This is a genomic window from Anaerotignum lactatifermentans DSM 14214 (assembly GCF_900142265.1).
Lineage (GTDB): Bacteria > Bacillota > Clostridia > Lachnospirales > Anaerotignaceae > Anaerotignum > Anaerotignum lactatifermentans.
This window is the reverse complement of sequence record NZ_FRAH01000065.1, coordinates 1-13,975: the sequence shown is the minus strand read 5'-3', so window position 1 is coordinate 13,975 and position 13,975 is coordinate 1. Positions and strand designations below refer to the sequence as shown.

General features: G+C 48.1%; 16 protein-coding genes and 1 pseudogene. 2 read left to right on the top strand and 15 right to left on the bottom strand.

Annotated elements, in window-relative coordinates:
• Window positions 1-18: 18 nt before the first annotated feature.
• From BUB35_RS14375 to BUB35_RS14350, 7 genes are all read right to left on the bottom strand, one after another.
• The gene (locus tag BUB35_RS14375) at window positions 19-861 is read right to left on the bottom strand and encodes a tyrosine-type recombinase/integrase (RefSeq protein ID WP_072852875.1); all 843 of its coding nucleotides are present in this window, start codon (window positions 859-861) and stop codon (window positions 19-21) included.
• 223 nt (window positions 862-1,084) lie between these two features.
• Window positions 1,085-1,744, bottom strand: coding sequence for a DUF6320 domain-containing protein (locus BUB35_RS14370; RefSeq protein WP_072852873.1), 660 nt, complete (start codon window positions 1,742-1,744; stop codon window positions 1,085-1,087).
• Entirely contained in the window at window positions 1,731-3,008 is a 1,278-nt protein-coding gene (locus BUB35_RS14365) for a hypothetical protein (protein ID WP_072852871.1), read from the bottom strand. Before BUB35_RS14365 ends, BUB35_RS14370 begins: the two co-directional genes overlap by 14 nt.
• Window positions 3,005-3,793: an alpha/beta hydrolase gene (locus tag BUB35_RS14360; RefSeq protein WP_242949269.1), complete on the bottom strand. Its 789-nt coding sequence runs from the start codon at window positions 3,791-3,793 to the stop codon at window positions 3,005-3,007. Before BUB35_RS14360 ends, BUB35_RS14365 begins: the two co-directional genes overlap by 4 nt.
• Window positions 3,794-3,796: 3 nt before the next feature.
• Window positions 3,797-3,943 carry a hypothetical protein gene (locus BUB35_RS19705; protein WP_242949268.1) on the bottom strand — a complete coding sequence of 49 codons (147 nt, stop codon included), beginning with the start codon at window positions 3,941-3,943 and terminating at the stop codon, window positions 3,797-3,799.
• A gap of 13 nt (window positions 3,944-3,956) precedes the next feature.
• Window positions 3,957-4,151 carry a DUF6199 family natural product biosynthesis protein gene (locus BUB35_RS14355; protein WP_072852869.1) on the bottom strand — a complete coding sequence of 65 codons (195 nt, stop codon included), beginning with the start codon at window positions 4,149-4,151 and terminating at the stop codon, window positions 3,957-3,959.
• 12 nt (window positions 4,152-4,163) lie between these two features.
• The gene (locus tag BUB35_RS14350) at window positions 4,164-5,060 is read right to left on the bottom strand and encodes an AraC family transcriptional regulator (RefSeq protein WP_072852867.1); all 897 of its coding nucleotides are present in this window, start codon (window positions 5,058-5,060) and stop codon (window positions 4,164-4,166) included.
• A gap of 143 nt (window positions 5,061-5,203) precedes the next feature.
• Between BUB35_RS14350 and BUB35_RS14345 the strand changes: the two genes are divergently transcribed.
• Entirely contained in the window at window positions 5,204-6,367 is a 1,164-nt protein-coding gene (locus tag BUB35_RS14345; protein WP_072852865.1) for an MFS transporter, read from the top strand.
• Between the two features lie 146 nt (window positions 6,368-6,513).
• Here BUB35_RS14345 and BUB35_RS14340 read toward each other — a convergent pair whose 3' ends face one another.
• The 7 genes from BUB35_RS14340 to BUB35_RS14310 form a co-directional block, all read right to left on the bottom strand.
• The gene (locus tag BUB35_RS14340; protein WP_072852863.1) at window positions 6,514-7,503 is read right to left on the bottom strand and encodes an NAD(P)H-dependent glycerol-3-phosphate dehydrogenase; all 990 of its coding nucleotides are present in this window, start codon (window positions 7,501-7,503) and stop codon (window positions 6,514-6,516) included.
• 16 nt (window positions 7,504-7,519) lie between these two features.
• On the bottom strand, window positions 7,520-8,131 hold the full coding sequence (plsY, locus tag BUB35_RS14335) for a glycerol-3-phosphate 1-O-acyltransferase PlsY (protein WP_022255156.1): 612 nt from the start codon (window positions 8,129-8,131) through the stop codon (window positions 7,520-7,522).
• A gap of 1 nt (window position 8,132) precedes the next feature.
• Entirely contained in the window at window positions 8,133-9,458 is a 1,326-nt protein-coding gene (der, locus tag BUB35_RS14330; RefSeq protein WP_072852861.1) for a ribosome biogenesis GTPase Der, read from the bottom strand.
• A 507-nt stretch (window positions 9,459-9,965) separates the two neighbouring features.
• Window positions 9,966-10,772 carry a peptidoglycan editing factor PgeF gene (gene pgeF, locus BUB35_RS14325; protein WP_072852859.1) on the bottom strand — a complete coding sequence of 269 codons (807 nt, stop codon included), beginning with the start codon at window positions 10,770-10,772 and terminating at the stop codon, window positions 9,966-9,968.
• Between the two features lie 13 nt (window positions 10,773-10,785).
• A complete protein-coding gene (locus BUB35_RS14320; protein ID WP_072852857.1) occupies window positions 10,786-11,910 on the bottom strand; it encodes a ribonuclease HII in 1,125 nt (374 codons plus the stop codon).
• Window positions 11,911-11,969: 59 nt separating this feature from the next.
• A complete protein-coding gene (locus BUB35_RS14315) occupies window positions 11,970-12,680 on the bottom strand; it encodes a copper amine oxidase N-terminal domain-containing protein (protein ID WP_072852855.1) in 711 nt (236 codons plus the stop codon).
• Window positions 12,681-12,790: 110 nt separating this feature from the next.
• On the bottom strand, window positions 12,791-13,042 hold the full coding sequence (locus BUB35_RS14310; protein WP_072852853.1) for a helix-turn-helix domain-containing protein: 252 nt from the start codon (window positions 13,040-13,042) through the stop codon (window positions 12,791-12,793).
• A gap of 107 nt (window positions 13,043-13,149) precedes the next feature.
• On the opposite strand from BUB35_RS14310, the gene BUB35_RS14305 reads away from it, so the two are divergent.
• Window positions 13,150-13,674, top strand: a complete 525-nt coding sequence (locus BUB35_RS14305) for an OB-fold protein (protein ID WP_072852851.1) — start codon at window positions 13,150-13,152, stop codon at window positions 13,672-13,674.
• An 89-nt stretch (window positions 13,675-13,763) separates the two neighbouring features.
• Here BUB35_RS14305 and BUB35_RS14300 read toward each other — a convergent pair.
• Window positions 13,764-13,975, bottom strand: a pseudogene (locus BUB35_RS14300) (IS110 family RNA-guided transposase); the annotation flags it as partial.

Here is a 13,975-nt window from a genome sequence, read left to right as displayed (position 1 = left end):
GACAGAAGGGGAATTCTGTTACAACACCAGTCGCATTCGTTCCAGTTTCTGTCGATGGATTCGTCCACTTTCCATAATATAAATTCTTGTGGTTTCAATATGGCTGTGCCCCAGCATATCTGCCAGCTTTGCGATGTCTTTGTCTAAGCTATAGAATATCCGCGCAAACAAATGCCGCAGATTGTGAGGGAACACTTTCTCTGGGCTGACCTCTGCATCTTTGCAGAGTTTTTTCATTTCTGCCCAAATATTTCCCCGGTGCAAAGGACGTCCGCTTTTTGATGCAAAGATAACGCCTTCTGTGATACCTTTCTTAGCTGCGTAAGCTTTGAGTTTTTTCTGCAAACGTGCAGGCAAAAAAATCACGCGCCGCTTTCCTTTACAATTCACTTCTGCCCTGCCCCGTTTGACAGCTGCAACAGTGATAAACTCCAGTTCAGAAACACGTATCCCCGTGGAACAGATGGTTTGTATCAGCAGAGAAAGCCGTTCTTTGCCCTTTTTCTCTGCCGTACGTACCAATCTGCCGTATTCTGCACGGGTCAATTCCTTTTCTTCACTGATAAAAATCTCTTTTTGAATCTTCAATAATTTCAGCCGCAGATCATACCTGCCAGAATAAGAAAAAAAGCCATTGGCAGCCACCAGTCTGCCGTTGACGCCTGCAGGGCTGTATCTTTTTTCCAAATCTTCTTTCCACACCAACAAATCTTCTTTTGTAACTTTTTTGCCTTTCAAATATTTTTCTAGATCCAACAGTTCTCTTTGATACTTTTCCAAAGTTCCCTTGCTTTTTTCCTGTATCTTCAAAAACTGCAAATAGGATGTGATAGCCGCTTTTGTTACAACGAGTTCTTTCATGTGCAGACCTCCCTTTCTGTTCTATTCGGGAATCTTCCCAAAAAAATACTCTGCTATTCTATCAAAAAATCATTTCTTATTTTTACAGCAAAAATTCATAAAATTTTCTGCAAAATAAAAAACGGAGTTTGACGCCACCCTTTTACATTGCGCAAACTCCGCTTGATTATCTACTATTCTTTTTGATTGCCCTGCTTTTCAGCATGACAAAATCCCCTGTATATCAAAAATGCAGTCGTTTCTGCATCTCCTCATGGAACAGTTCCCACCGGAAAATCACCAGTGCTGCCAATGCCGCACCGCAGCAAACCACGCAGACCAGCGCTGGCAGAATGAACTGAATCACATGGGTCAAGAGCAGTATCCACACCACCAGACCGTATACAATCTCCATGAGCATATAAATGACATACTCCCGTAATTGCAGCCGCAAAAATCTTGCCATGACCACCATCATCCCAATGGACACGGTACAGAGGATAGGCAGGATAAAGTCCACAGACCAGCCATGCCAGCCCGTTCCCATATCCCATGCCACTGCAAGAATGGAAATGACCGTCATTTCCCATAAGATGCCTTTGGGGATATTCCGTTTCTTTTTCCATGCCGCATACAGGCTGATCCAGAAAGAAACCACACCAGCCAGCACAAACATGGACCAGAACAGATCCGGTACAAAGACCCGATTTGCTGCCAGACACACAATCACGGCAATGACGGACAAAAACAGGAAAATACGCATGATCTTCCGATACATATGGTCATACATCTGCAATCTGGGAAATACGTTTTCTTCTTTCTCTCCCCGCAGCTTTGTGCCGCAGAGGGGACAGCGGTCCATACTTCCCCGCACATGCACATGGCAAGCATCACAAATCCGCATGGGCTTCCCCTCCTTCCTGCACATTTGCCGTCAGCTCCACATCAATACCCATTTCCGTCAGCTGTCTGAAAAAATGACGCTGCACGGAAGTATCCACAAAAGGTGCGGAAAATCCCATGGTAAGCCGATCTCCATAGGAGCAGAGGCAGACCTGCATCCGCTTGGTGCTGACAAATACACCAAACTGCCGCAGATAAGGTGCCATTTCCGCAGGCATATCCACACGACCGATATTGGAAAAAGCCATGGTGATTTCTCTTGCCGACACCCGATTGGCAATATTCAAACTGATATCCTTCAAAAACAAAGGCACCATACGGGTCAGCAGATTATGCTCTAAAGCACAGAGGTCATTGAGCCTGCCTTTGACTTTTTCATCTGTCAGCTCTTTAGCAAAGCCTTCTTTGACAGCGGCAATGACAGAAGCGAAATCATCGGGATTTTTTCCGAAATCATAGCCCACCGTAATGACAGAGAAAAAGTTTCTGGCAGATTCCGACGGAAAATAATTCCGAAGATTTACAGGTACCGACAAATTCACAGGATATTTCTCCGCCCGTTTTGGCATCTGGGCATGAATGGCACGAAGCAGCACACTGCAAAGGAATATGCTGGCTGTTGTGCCGTACTCATGGGATTTTTGCAATATCTGGGATGCCGATGCCGTCCCTTCAATGACACGAATCTGATGGTCTGGAAGGCGGATACCAGAAATACGATAAGCCCGTTTGACTTTCTGTTTTTCATATTTTTTCTTTCCTGTATAATATCGCGCAAAACTATCGCTCATGCGCTCCGGCACAGGCACCGCATTGCGGAGGGCTTCGTGGGAAAGGACTTCCTCTCCATGTACCTGCTTGATATAATGGATGGTCAGCATCCGCAGAAATGCCAATGCCCCTGTCCCATCTGTCAGGGAATGGTATACTTCCAGATTGATGCGGCAGCGATAATATGTCACAGAAAAGAGCAATCCGTGACGGTCGGGATGGTACAGCTTACTGCAAGGCGGCAGATGTTCCTCCCGCACCACCGGCTTTTCTCTGCTTTCTTCGTAAAAATACCAGAACAGCCCCCGCCGCAGGGAATAGCGGTAAAAGGGGAAAAATTCCAGTGTTTCTTCCAAGGCTGCCTGCAAAGGTGCTTCCTGCACCATTTCCGTCAGTTCACAGGTGAAACGGAAAACCTTTGTATCTTCTCTGCTTGTGGTGGACGGAAATATCTTTGCAGCGTTTTCCAGCCTGCTCCACTTTGCATCACTCACAAAGGCTCTCCTCCTTTCAGGAATTGCTGTATCCAGCGGTAGCTTTCCTGTACCGCTTCAAACCGCGGCGGCAGAGAAAAATATCCATGGAGCCCATCGGCGATCCGCACCACTGTCACGTCATTTCCTGCCCGCTGCAATTCCGCACCATAGGCTTCCCCTTCATCCCGAAGGGGGTCAAATTCCGCCGTCAGAATGAGGGTGCGGGGCTGGTTGGTAAAGTCCTCCGCCAAAAGAGGCGCAAAATACGGATTTTGCCGATCTTCCGGCGAGGACTGGTACAATTCCATATAGTCGCAGACCCGTTTAGAGGTCAAGAGATAATCCGTGCCGTTTTCCACTACAGAAGGGAAAGGCGACGCGGGAGAATGGTCATTGAATGTGGCAGGATACAAAAGTATCTGCTGCTTCACTTCAAATTCGCCCCGATCTCTTGCCATCTGGGATACCACCGCTGCCAGATTGCCGCCGGCAGAGTCACCCATGAGGGTGATTTCCTCCGGTTTTGCCGGAAAAGGAAAGCCATCACAGAACAGTGTTTTTGCCACATGGTAGCAGTCCTCCGGCGCTGCCGGGAATTTATGCTCCGGCGCCAGACGATAATCCACAGAAATGACTACTGATTCCAATATCTGCGCCATGGAAGCGCAAACCTTCGTATAGCTGTTGATGTCCCCAACGACCCAGCCGCCGCCATGGAAAAAGAGAATCACAGGCGGTTCCAACACCTCTTTGTCATTGGGAAAAAACAGCCGCACAGGCACACTGGTCTTGCCAAAAGGCACACGTCAGTCCTGAAAGAGGTTTTTCTCCGGTGAAAGCTGGGCAGAGCGGATGCCCTCCAGCCGCCGTTTGATTTTATATGTTTTTTTCACATCCAAATCTGGATAAGACAGCGCTTTCAGCGCCGCATGCATGACTTTATTGATTTCCAAAGGTTTCTCCCCCTTAGCTTCCCCAAATACCTCTAATGATAAATACCACAAGGGCTATAATACCAGCCGCACGGTATGCCATGAGCATTGCGTCGTGTGGCTCTGCATTCTCACTGAAATTCCCATAAAATATGTCCCAAATCTTTCTTGGGAAAAAGACCATGACTGCCGCAAAAACGACAAATACAATCTTTAGTACCAAAAGCATTTTCTTTCCCCCTTAAATCTTTCCTTTCCGATAAGCGCTGGGCGTAATGGAAAAATATTTGCGGAAGGTCTGGGCAAAATGACTGGGGCTGTCAAAACCGCAGCGCATGCCTACTTCCGCCACCGGCAGATTGGTTTCCCGCAGCAGAAGCGCCGCCTGAGAAACACGATACCGCAGCAGATACTGCAAAGGCGAAATGCCGATGGTACGATGGAAACACCGCAGACATTCCCGCTCCCCGATATTTGCCGCTCTTGCAATCCTTGCCAAGTCCAAAGGCTCGTTATACTCTTTCTGAATCAGCTCCAGCATGCTCTTGAGCCGCTGAGCGTCCATGGTTTTCCGGCTGTTTCCGCCTTCCACAGGCTTTGTATGGGCATAAAGATTCCGCCACAAGCGTCCCAGGCTATCCCGCACATCCCATTCATATCCTTCTTCTTTTTTCTCCAGAAAGCGGACGATTTCTTTGATTTCCGCCAGCATGTCCTTCTGCCACTGTTCTTCCCCCGTCAGGGGCAGCCCCTTAATACCGCCATAAGCCAGTAGAGGGGCGATATATTTTTTCTGAAAAACCGTATCCTGTCCGCCGCTGATAAGCCGGGTATGGAATACAGCGGAGCGGATTTTGCCCCCTTCGCCCGCTGCCAGTATGCTGTGGAGCACATTGGCATGGATGAAAGCCCCTTCGCCTTTGGAAAGGGTCCAGCGCATGTCCGGCAGAAATACTTCCACACTGCCTTCTGTTACATATAATATTTCCGTTTCTTCGTGCCAATGCCAGGCAACGCCGCCTTTTTCGCCGCTGCGAATCTGGGTATCATAGCCGCCGCAGGGAAAATCTGCCGTGCCATGGGGACGCAGTTCCATTTGTCTGGGATTGACGTTTACATCACAGGCATCCAATGACATACTACCCCTCCTGTCCGTTTTTTTATAGTATACGTCTATATATTGATTGCATCAAGCCTTTTCCGGCGGTATTTTAATAGAGTACAAATTTTTGCGTATGTTTTCCCAAAAAAGACAACCTATTTATTTTTTGGAGGTATTTTATGTTTTCATTGCTTCTGGCACTGATTTATGTATCTTTTATTTCACTGGGGCTGCCGGATTCCCTGCTGGGCTCTGCATGGCCGCAGATGCAGGAAAGTCTAGGCGTTTCCCTTTCTCTTGGGGGTGTCATCTCCTTTCTTATTACCGCCAGCACCATCCTGTCCAGCCTCATGAGCCATCAGGTCATCCAGCGGTTCGGCACAGGCGCCGTCACCATGTGCAGCGTTGCCATGACTGCCCTTGCCCTTTTTGGTTTCTCCCTTTCCAATAGCTTCTTTGCCCTCTGCCTTTGGGCAATTCCCTATGGTCTGGGGGCTGGCTCCGTAGATGCTGCCCTAAACAACTTCGTTGCCCTCCACTGCAAGGCAAAGCACATGAGTTGGCTCCACTGTTTCTGGGGCATTGGCGCCACAGGCGGACCATACATCATGGGCTTATGTTTGAGCCGCGGCATGGGCTGGCAGGCAGGCTACCGCACCATTTCCTTCCTGCAAATGGCATTGACCCTCATCCTGCTCCTATCCCTGCCTTTGTGGAAAAAACAGGAACTGCCCCTTTCCGGCGGCGAAACTGTCCGTCCCCAAACACCCCAGTGGGGCAAACTGATGAAACGTCCCGGTGTCAAAGCTGCTCTGACGGCGTTTTTCTTCTATTCCGCACTGGAACTGACCACAGGTCTTTGGGGCAGCAGTTATATGGTGGCTGTCCGGGGCATTTCCCCTGAAACTGCCGCAAAATGGATTTCCCTGTTCTATCTGGGCATCACTGCCGGACGGTTTTTCAGCGGCTTCCTTACCCTGCGGTTTTCCGATGATGCCATGGTGCGTCTGGGAGAAATTACCGCCATTGTGGGCATACTTCTGATACTTCTGCCCCTCCATAACCTGTTCCTTTGTCTGGGACTGATTCTCACAGGGCTGGGCTGTGCGCCCATTTATCCCAGCCTGCTTCACGCCACACCTCAGCGGTTTGGAAAATCCCTATCCCAATCCCTTATGGGCACCCAAATGGCAATTTCTTATCTGGGCAGCACCACCATGCCCCCTGTGTCCGGGTTTCTGTCGGAGAAAATCTCCATGGGGTTGTATCCTGTGCTGCTTCTGGTCTTTGCCCTGATGCTGACGATTCTGACGGAAAAGGGCAGACACTGCACTGCGGAATGAAACAAAAAAATCTGCATATCAAAATCCATCTTGGAAAAACAAATTCTCCGAAAATAGAAAAAGCCAGAACTTTCTGTATTACAGAGATTCTGGCTTTCTTTGTTTTCTTATGAAGATGCCCGAAAAAGGACATTTTTATATGTAATTTATTCGGACTTGCCTTCTCTTGTCATCAATTCCAATACGGCTGTCTGGGTATCTTTCCCATGGAACAGTACGTCATTGATAGCCTGCGTGATGGGCAGGTCAACATGGTATTTTTCTGCCAGATGACAAGCTGCCTGTACGGTGTTGACACCTTCTACAACCATTTTGACTTCTGCCAGTGTTTCTTCCAGACTCTTGCCCTGTCCCAGCAGGATGCCTGCCCGGCGGTTACGGGAGTGCATACTGGTACAAGTAACAATCAGGTCACCGATGCCGGAAAGACCAGCGAATGTTTCCGCTTTGCCGCCCATGGCAATGCCCAGACGCTTCATTTCCGCAATACCTCTTGTCATGAGTGCCGCTTTGCTGTTGTCCCCAAAGCCCAGACCGTCGTTCATACCTGCTGCCAATGCCATAACGTTTTTCAGAGCCGCGCCCATTTCCACGCCAATGACATCTGTGCTGGTGTAAATGCGGAATTTGGGATTCATGAATTCTTTCTGCACCATTTTTGCCACTTCTTCATTTTCAGAAGCAATGAGGCATGTGGTGGGGATTTCTCTTGCCACTTCTTCCGCATGGCTGGGACCGGACAGCACGCATACTTCGCACTGAGGCACACATTCCTGAATGACCTGAGAAAGACGCAGCAGACTGCCGTCCTCCAGACCTTTTGCCACATTGACGATGACAGTGCCGGGTTTGAAATAAGGCGCAAAGTCTGTCATGGTCTGGCGCACTGCACGGGAAGGCACCGCAGAAATGACGATTTCCGCACCCTCCAGCGCCGCTGCACGGTCTGTGGTGGCTGTCAATGTTTCCGGCAATGTAACGCCGGGAAGATATTTTTCGTTGGTGTGTTTGCTATTGATTTCGTCTACAGCTGCCTGACTTCTTGCCCAAATTTTCACCTGATGGTCATACTTGGTCAGAATAATGGCAAGGGCTGTGCCCCAGCTGCCGGAACCGATTACCGCTACATTTTTCATAACAAACTCCCCTTCCTCAGACTTTCTTTGTCAAAGTAAACTTGTTTTCATTGCCTGCACGCAGTCTTCCAATATTTGCCCGATGTTTCCACAGTGCCAGAATGGTCAGCGCTGTCAGCACCAGCGCCCCCTCCAGCGGAAGCTGGAAGAAAAAGGCACAAACGGGAATGGCAATGGAAAAGAGCATGGAGCCCAGAGAAATATAACCGGACAATGCCACTGCCACAATACCGATGATAAAGGAAATGAGCATCAGCGGCATGGATTCTGTAAAACCGATGCACAGCACCAAGCCGATGGTGGCAGCAATGCCTTTCCCGCCTTTGAAATGCAGGTAAAAAGGAAAATCATGTCCTAAGATGGTACCTGCGCAGGCATAAATCCCTGCCAGAATCCCCATATCCGGGAACAGCCATCTGGCAATGATAAAACTTACGACCCCTTTTAAAATATCCCCGATGAATGTAACCGCTCCTGCTTTAAAACCCAGCACACGCAGGGCATTGGTGGTACCCAGATTGCCGCTGCCTTTCTTGCTCAGGTCTGTTTTGCAGAGCTTGCCCATGATGAACGCCGTCTGGATACAGCCGATGCAGTACCCGATGGCAATACAAATCAGTCGAAACATATCAATCCTTATCCCCTTTTTCTCTTACGATAAAATGAATGGGTGTACCCACAAAACCAAAGGCTTCCCGCAGCTGGTTTTCAATATATCTGCGGTAAGAGAAGTGGAACAGTTCCCGTTCGTTGACGAAAATGACAAAGGTAGGGGGTTTTACGGATACCTGTGTCATGTAGTACAAACGCAGCTGGCGACCTTTGTCCGCAGGGGGCTGCTGCATCGCTGTTGCTTCAATCAAAACTTCGTTCAGAACACCGGTGCTGATACGCAGGGCGTGGTTTTCATTTACGGTCTTGATCAGTTCCAGCAGACGATTGACACGCTGACCTGTGTGAGCGGAAATGAACACTCTGGGAGCGTAAGGCATGTACGCCAGTTCATTGCCGATGTCCTTCAGGTATTTGTTCATGGTCTTATCATCTTTTTCGATGGAATCCCATTTGTTTACAGCAACGATAGCCGCTTTCCCTCTTTCGTGGGCAATGCCGGCAATCTTTGTATCCTGGTCGGTGATGCCTTCGTTGGCATCAATAACCAAAATAGCAACGTCACAGCGTTCTACGGCAGCAACGGCACGAATGATACTGAAACGCTCAATTTCTTCTTTGATTTTGCTTTTCCGGCGCATACCTGCCGTGTCGATGAACACATATTTCTGACCATCCACTTCAATGGGAGAGTCGATGGCGTCACGGGTGGTACCGGGAATGTTGCTGACGATGAGTCTGTCTTCTCCCAGAATCTTGTTGATGAGGGAGGACTTACCTACGTTAGGTTTGCCGATGATGGCAACTTTGATTGCGTCATCTTCTTCCTGATTGTCGCTGTCCTCAGGGAAGTGTGCCACCACCTGATCCAGCATATCACCCAGACCCAGTGCCTGACCTGCGGAAATGGGCATGGGATCGCCGATGGCAAGTTCATAAAATTCGTAAATATCCATGGTGTCACGCTTCACGCTGTCTACTTTGTTGACAGCCAGCACAACGGGTTTTTTGGTGCGGCGCAGTTTATTTGCTACCTGACGGTCGTCGTCGGTAACACCCGCTTTTACGTCGGTAACAAACAGGATAACGTCAGCGGTTTCAATGGCGATTTCCGCCTGCTGCAAAATCTGTTTCTGAATGATTTCTTCAGAACCGATTTCCATACCGCCGGTATCGATGAGTGTAAATTTGTGATTCAGCCATTCTACATCTGCGTAGATTCTGTCACGTGTTACGCCGGGGGTATCCTGTACGATGGAAATGCGTTCGCCCGCCAGCCTGTTAAAAAGGGTGGACTTGCCCACGTTGGGACGTCCCACCACTGCTACGATGGGTTTGCTCATTTGTTTTCCTCCAACTCTATATTCATACTTCTTGATTTTCATACAGAAGGGGGCATACGCCCCCACTTTCACATTCTATGTATTATAGCATAAAAAAGGCGGTACATACAATACTTTCCCACATTTCCGGGCTTTTTCACAAAATTTTTACGCAAAAAAGCCCCCTTGTCCACGCCGGAACAACAAAAACCGCCCCAAAGGTGCTCAGAAAAGCGAAAAAGGCGTGAAATCCGCAGATTTCACGCCCCGCACCGAATGATTTTTTCAGTGTTTTGAGACCGCGGAAGGGATTGGGAAACGAAGGGTTCCCCAACCGGAATCCGCAGCCGGAATTTATTTCCGGCGAGGAAAAAGCCGAAGTTTCAAAGCTGTTAAGCTGATGGAACTTCGGCTTTTGACTTCTGTCTACTCGTCAAAGGCTTGAATGAAATGAGCCTTTGACGACAGGGTGTCAGCCTTCGACACCCTGAATCGCAAAATCCGCAGATTTCACGCCCATCTGTCTTTTTACAGCAGTGTCATGACCCCAGCCATAACGCCGCGATTTTCCCGCATTTTCCGATGGGAGTAGAACCGCTGGGTGTCACACATGGTGCAAAGACCGGAAATCTCAATGTTTTCCACGCCCATTTCCGCCAGCAGTCTGTGGTTGGTTTCCCACAGGTCGATTTTGTATTTGCCTTCTTCTGTGGGGTCGTCAAAAATGATATCGTCGGCAAAGGCAATCTGCGCCCGGAACAGATTCACCACAGGGTCATCCACCTGAAAACAGCATTTCCCAATGGAAGGACCAATGGCTGCCACAATATCCTTGGGGTTTGTGCCATATGCTGCCATCATTTCCTGTAGGATTTTTTCTGCCATACGGTCGGCAGTGCCTTTCCAGCCGCAGTGTGCCAAACCAATGGCTTTGTTTTTGGTATCCAGCAGGAAAACAGGCACGCAGTCTGCCCCGAAAATCACCAGATTGATACCTTTTTCATTCGTCATCAAGCCGTCGATATCGTGATAAGTTCTGTCTTTTGTAACGCCGCAGCCTTTGTCCTTTGCTGTCACTTTCAGTACGTTTGTGGTATGGGTCTGCTGAGTTGCCACAAAGGCGTTTTCGTCCAGCTCCAACGCCCTTGCCAAAATGCGGTAATTTTCCGCCACGGGGGCTCTGTCCTCCCCTCTGGAAAAGCCCATGTTCATGGTGCCGTAATAGCCTGTGCTGACGCCGCCGTGACGGGTGGTGAAGCCATGTTTCACCATGCCTGTCTGGGTCAGATTATCAAATGTGATCAGTTCCACATCACCTTTTTTTACAATCTGCAAGTTTCTTCCTCCTTTATGCCTCGAAGGCGTTTTCGATATATCGGAAATATTTCTTTCCGTCTTCTTCCAAAATTTCTGCCACATCAAAACGGCAATCCCTGTCAGCGTCCCCTGTTTCTGCCAGATACGCCAGCGCTGTTTCGATGATATGTGCCTGCTTCCGGCGGTCTACGGCTTCCGCAGGGGTGCCGTAAGCAGTGCTGGTTCTTGTTTTTACTTCCGTAAATACCAGTATACCATCTTTCTGGGCAATGATGTCAATTTCTCCGCTGGGTTTGCGGTAATTCTGGGCAAGGATTTCATAGCCCATTTTCTTCATTTCCTTTGCGGCAAGGAGTTCGCCCCGGTTGCCTGTTTCCTTGGGTGCGGCATCTTCTTTCAGAAAATTTTTTACGAATGTCCGGCGATGAATGGGGCAGATGCCATACTGGGCAATGCCTGCCAGATGTTTCTGGGAGCCGTAACCCTTATTGGAAGCAAAATCGTAATGAGGATAAATTTCCGCCATGCCTTCCATCATGGCATCTCTGGTGACCTTTGCCACAATGCTGGCGGCACCGATGGAAATGCTTTTCGCATCCCCTTTGATAATGCCTTTCTGAGGTGTGGATACCTTGGGAATGGTCACCGCGTCCGCAAGGATAAAGTCCGGCTGTACTTCCAGTTTGGAAAGGGCTTCCCGCATGGCTTCATAAGTTGCCTGCAAAATATTGATTTCGTCAATGCGTTCGTTGGAAACTACCCCCACTGCCCAAGCCACTGCCTGTTCCTTGATGATTTGGCAAAGCTCCTCCCGTTTCTGGGCAGAAAGTTTTTTGGAGTCATTGACACCGGCAATCTTGCAGTTTTTCGGCAGAATCACCGCTGCCGCTACCACAGGACCGGCAAGGGGTCCTCTGCCCACTTCGTCGATGCCTGCCACCAGTTCAAAGCCTTTTTCGTAGCACTCCCGTTCGTAAGTGAGCAATGTTTCCAGTCGTTCCAGTTCTGCCAGATAAGCGTCGTATTTCTTCTGGAAACGGGTCACAAGACTCTGTACGCCTTTGCGGCTGTCGGCGGCAAATTCCGGCAAAACTTCCGGCAGTTTTTCCACGGGACAGCTGCTTAATATTTCTTTGATTTCCCCAACGGACTGCATGGTTCTTCTCTCCTTTTGCAAAAAAGCCCCCGACTGGAAACCAATCGGGGGTCTTATGTTTAATTAAAATTCATGATCATTTCGTTTGTAGTTACGTCATCCCAATCGTCATGGTTATATACACGGAATACTACACTAATATTATAGATCTTGTCAATACCGGCGCTTTTCAAATCGCTGTCCTCAATGGTCAGGCGGTCTGTTTCGCTTCTATCACCCAAAACACTTGCATAGAGATAACCTTCCACTTCTTTGTTATTGACTTCCAAACTGTCCAGTACGACAGTCTGTTCAAAATCACTGTTATTGGTGAACTTGAAATCCACTTCAATACCGTCGATATATCCAGCAGACTCTCTAACACCGGTACACTGGATTTTCATATTATTGACATTGGTGCTGGGTTTGCTGGAAAGTTTCCCCAGTCTGCTGTCATTGTCAGAAGTAGTTTCTTCCGGCTGTTCCGGTTCTTTTTCCTGTTCTTTTTGTTCTGTTTCCCCTAAGATAACGGTTTTGGAAGCAGCATCCCATGTGACGTTTTTCCCTACGGCTTCCCCAACGGCACGAACAGGCAGATATGTAGTTCCTTCGTAGATAAAAGGTTCTTTGTCTGTTTTCAGTTCTTTCCCGTCTACAACGATTTTAATGTTGTTAAACATAACAGGAATGTCCATGTTTGCCACCTTGGCATAAGCGGCAGGCGCTGCACCCATAACAAGAGCAGCCACCGTTGCCCCTAAACATACATCTTTGATTCTTTGGAATTTCATGCCAAAAGCCCCCTTAGATGGTTTTTATTTTTATGATACCTAAAAGATAACACAATTCTCCCCTATTTTGGGGGAAATTCCAAAAAATTCCTGTGATATTCTAAAAAAAACTATTTGTCCTCTGCGCCAGGGAAAAAGAAAGAAACCGGTACATCTAATATGCCGGCGATTTTGATCAATTCATAATCGGCGATAAACCGCTCGCCTTTTTCCATGCGGCAAATGGAATAACGGTCAATGGTGATGCCTTCCAACTGCAAAGCCCGGGACAGCGCTGCCTGTGACATCTTTTTTTCCATACGAATTTTTCGGATTTGTTCCCCACAGATATTTTTCTTCCCGTCGTATTCGTATATTTTCATGGCTCACAGTCCCCCTCATTTTTTTCTTGACATTACCATGTGTCCTGCCTTATGATGTTGCTAAAGATGCAACATTATGTATTTCGTATCAAAAGGAGAGGAAATCTATGGAAACACCAAAAACAAAGAAATGTAAATTCTGTCAGAGTGAAATCCCCCAAAAAGCGTCTGTATGCCCCCAGTGCGGCAAAAAACAAGGCGGTAAGGCAAAATGGGTCATTGCAGTCATTGTTGTGCTGCTGATCTTTTCCGCACTGATGGGCGGCGAGGAAAAGCCTGCATCTTCCTCTGGAGGAAACGCGCCTGTGGCGGAAAATAATACCGCCACAGAACCCAGCAACACAGAAGCAGAAGAAACCGCTCCTGTGGAAATCATGGAAATTTCCCCGGCGGAACTGCTTTCCTCCTATGAAGCCAACGAAGTCAAAGGGGATGCCCTTTATGAAGGAAAAACCATGCGGCTCAGCGGCACCGTCGGTTCCATTGGCAAAGACATCGTAGATGATGTTTACATCACTTTTGCCGGAGAAGAGTTCGCCATCACTTCTGTACAGTGTTATTTCTCTGATGAAGCCCAGATTGAAAAAGTCATGGAATTACAGCCTGCAAATAAAAAGTCAAGGCTAAATTAAAAGAACATTGAAAATTTTATACAGGTTGAAAATTGGGTATCAAAATAAGACCACCACACCAGTGCTGGTCTGAAAATTGTAGTGGATAATTAGGATTCTGGAAGAGTTGCAAGATATTCTTTCACTCGACCATAGTAGATTCTTAGAAACTTGTTGGCACCCGCTGTCATGTAGACATAGTAAGGTTTACCTTGAGCACGTTTCTTATCTAAAAACCGATATACAGGGTCATCCTGTGGCTTGGTTTTAATCAAAGCATCCATTACTTGAAACAAGGTTTTCCTGAGCTCAGAAGAACCAC

Excerpts from the sequence above, each read along its gene's own strand:
- BUB35_RS14370 (WP_072852873.1), bottom strand. The coding sequence starts at position 1,744 with ATGCGGATTTGTGATGCTTGCCATGTGCATGTGCGGGGAAGTATGGAC.
- BUB35_RS14315 (WP_072852855.1), bottom strand. The coding sequence starts at position 12,680 with ATGAAATTCCAAAGAATCAAAGATGTATGTTTAGGGGCAACGGTGGCT.
- der (WP_072852861.1), bottom strand. The coding sequence starts at position 9,458 with ATGAGCAAACCCATCGTAGCAGTGGTGGGACGTCCCAACGTGGGCAAG.
- BUB35_RS14310 (WP_072852853.1), bottom strand. The coding sequence starts at position 13,042 with ATGAAAATATACGAATACGACGGGAAGAAAAATATCTGTGGGGAACAA.
- BUB35_RS14345 (WP_072852865.1), top strand. The coding sequence starts at position 5,204 with ATGTTTTCATTGCTTCTGGCACTGATTTATGTATCTTTTATTTCACTG.
- BUB35_RS14305 (WP_072852851.1), top strand. The coding sequence starts at position 13,150 with ATGGAAACACCAAAAACAAAGAAATGTAAATTCTGTCAGAGTGAAATC.
- BUB35_RS14320 (WP_072852857.1), bottom strand. The coding sequence starts at position 11,910 with ATGCAGTCCGTTGGGGAAATCAAAGAAATATTAAGCAGCTGTCCCGTG.
- BUB35_RS14355 (WP_072852869.1), bottom strand. The coding sequence starts at position 4,151 with ATGCTTTTGGTACTAAAGATTGTATTTGTCGTTTTTGCGGCAGTCATG.
- plsY (WP_022255156.1), bottom strand. The coding sequence starts at position 8,131 with ATGTTTCGACTGATTTGTATTGCCATCGGGTACTGCATCGGCTGTATC.
- BUB35_RS14340 (WP_072852863.1), bottom strand. The coding sequence starts at position 7,503 with ATGAAAAATGTAGCGGTAATCGGTTCCGGCAGCTGGGGCACAGCCCTT.
- BUB35_RS14375 (WP_072852875.1), bottom strand. The coding sequence starts at position 861 with ATGAAAGAACTCGTTGTAACAAAAGCGGCTATCACATCCTATTTGCAG.
- BUB35_RS14350 (WP_072852867.1), bottom strand. The coding sequence starts at position 5,060 with ATGTCATTGGATGCCTGTGATGTAAACGTCAATCCCAGACAAATGGAA.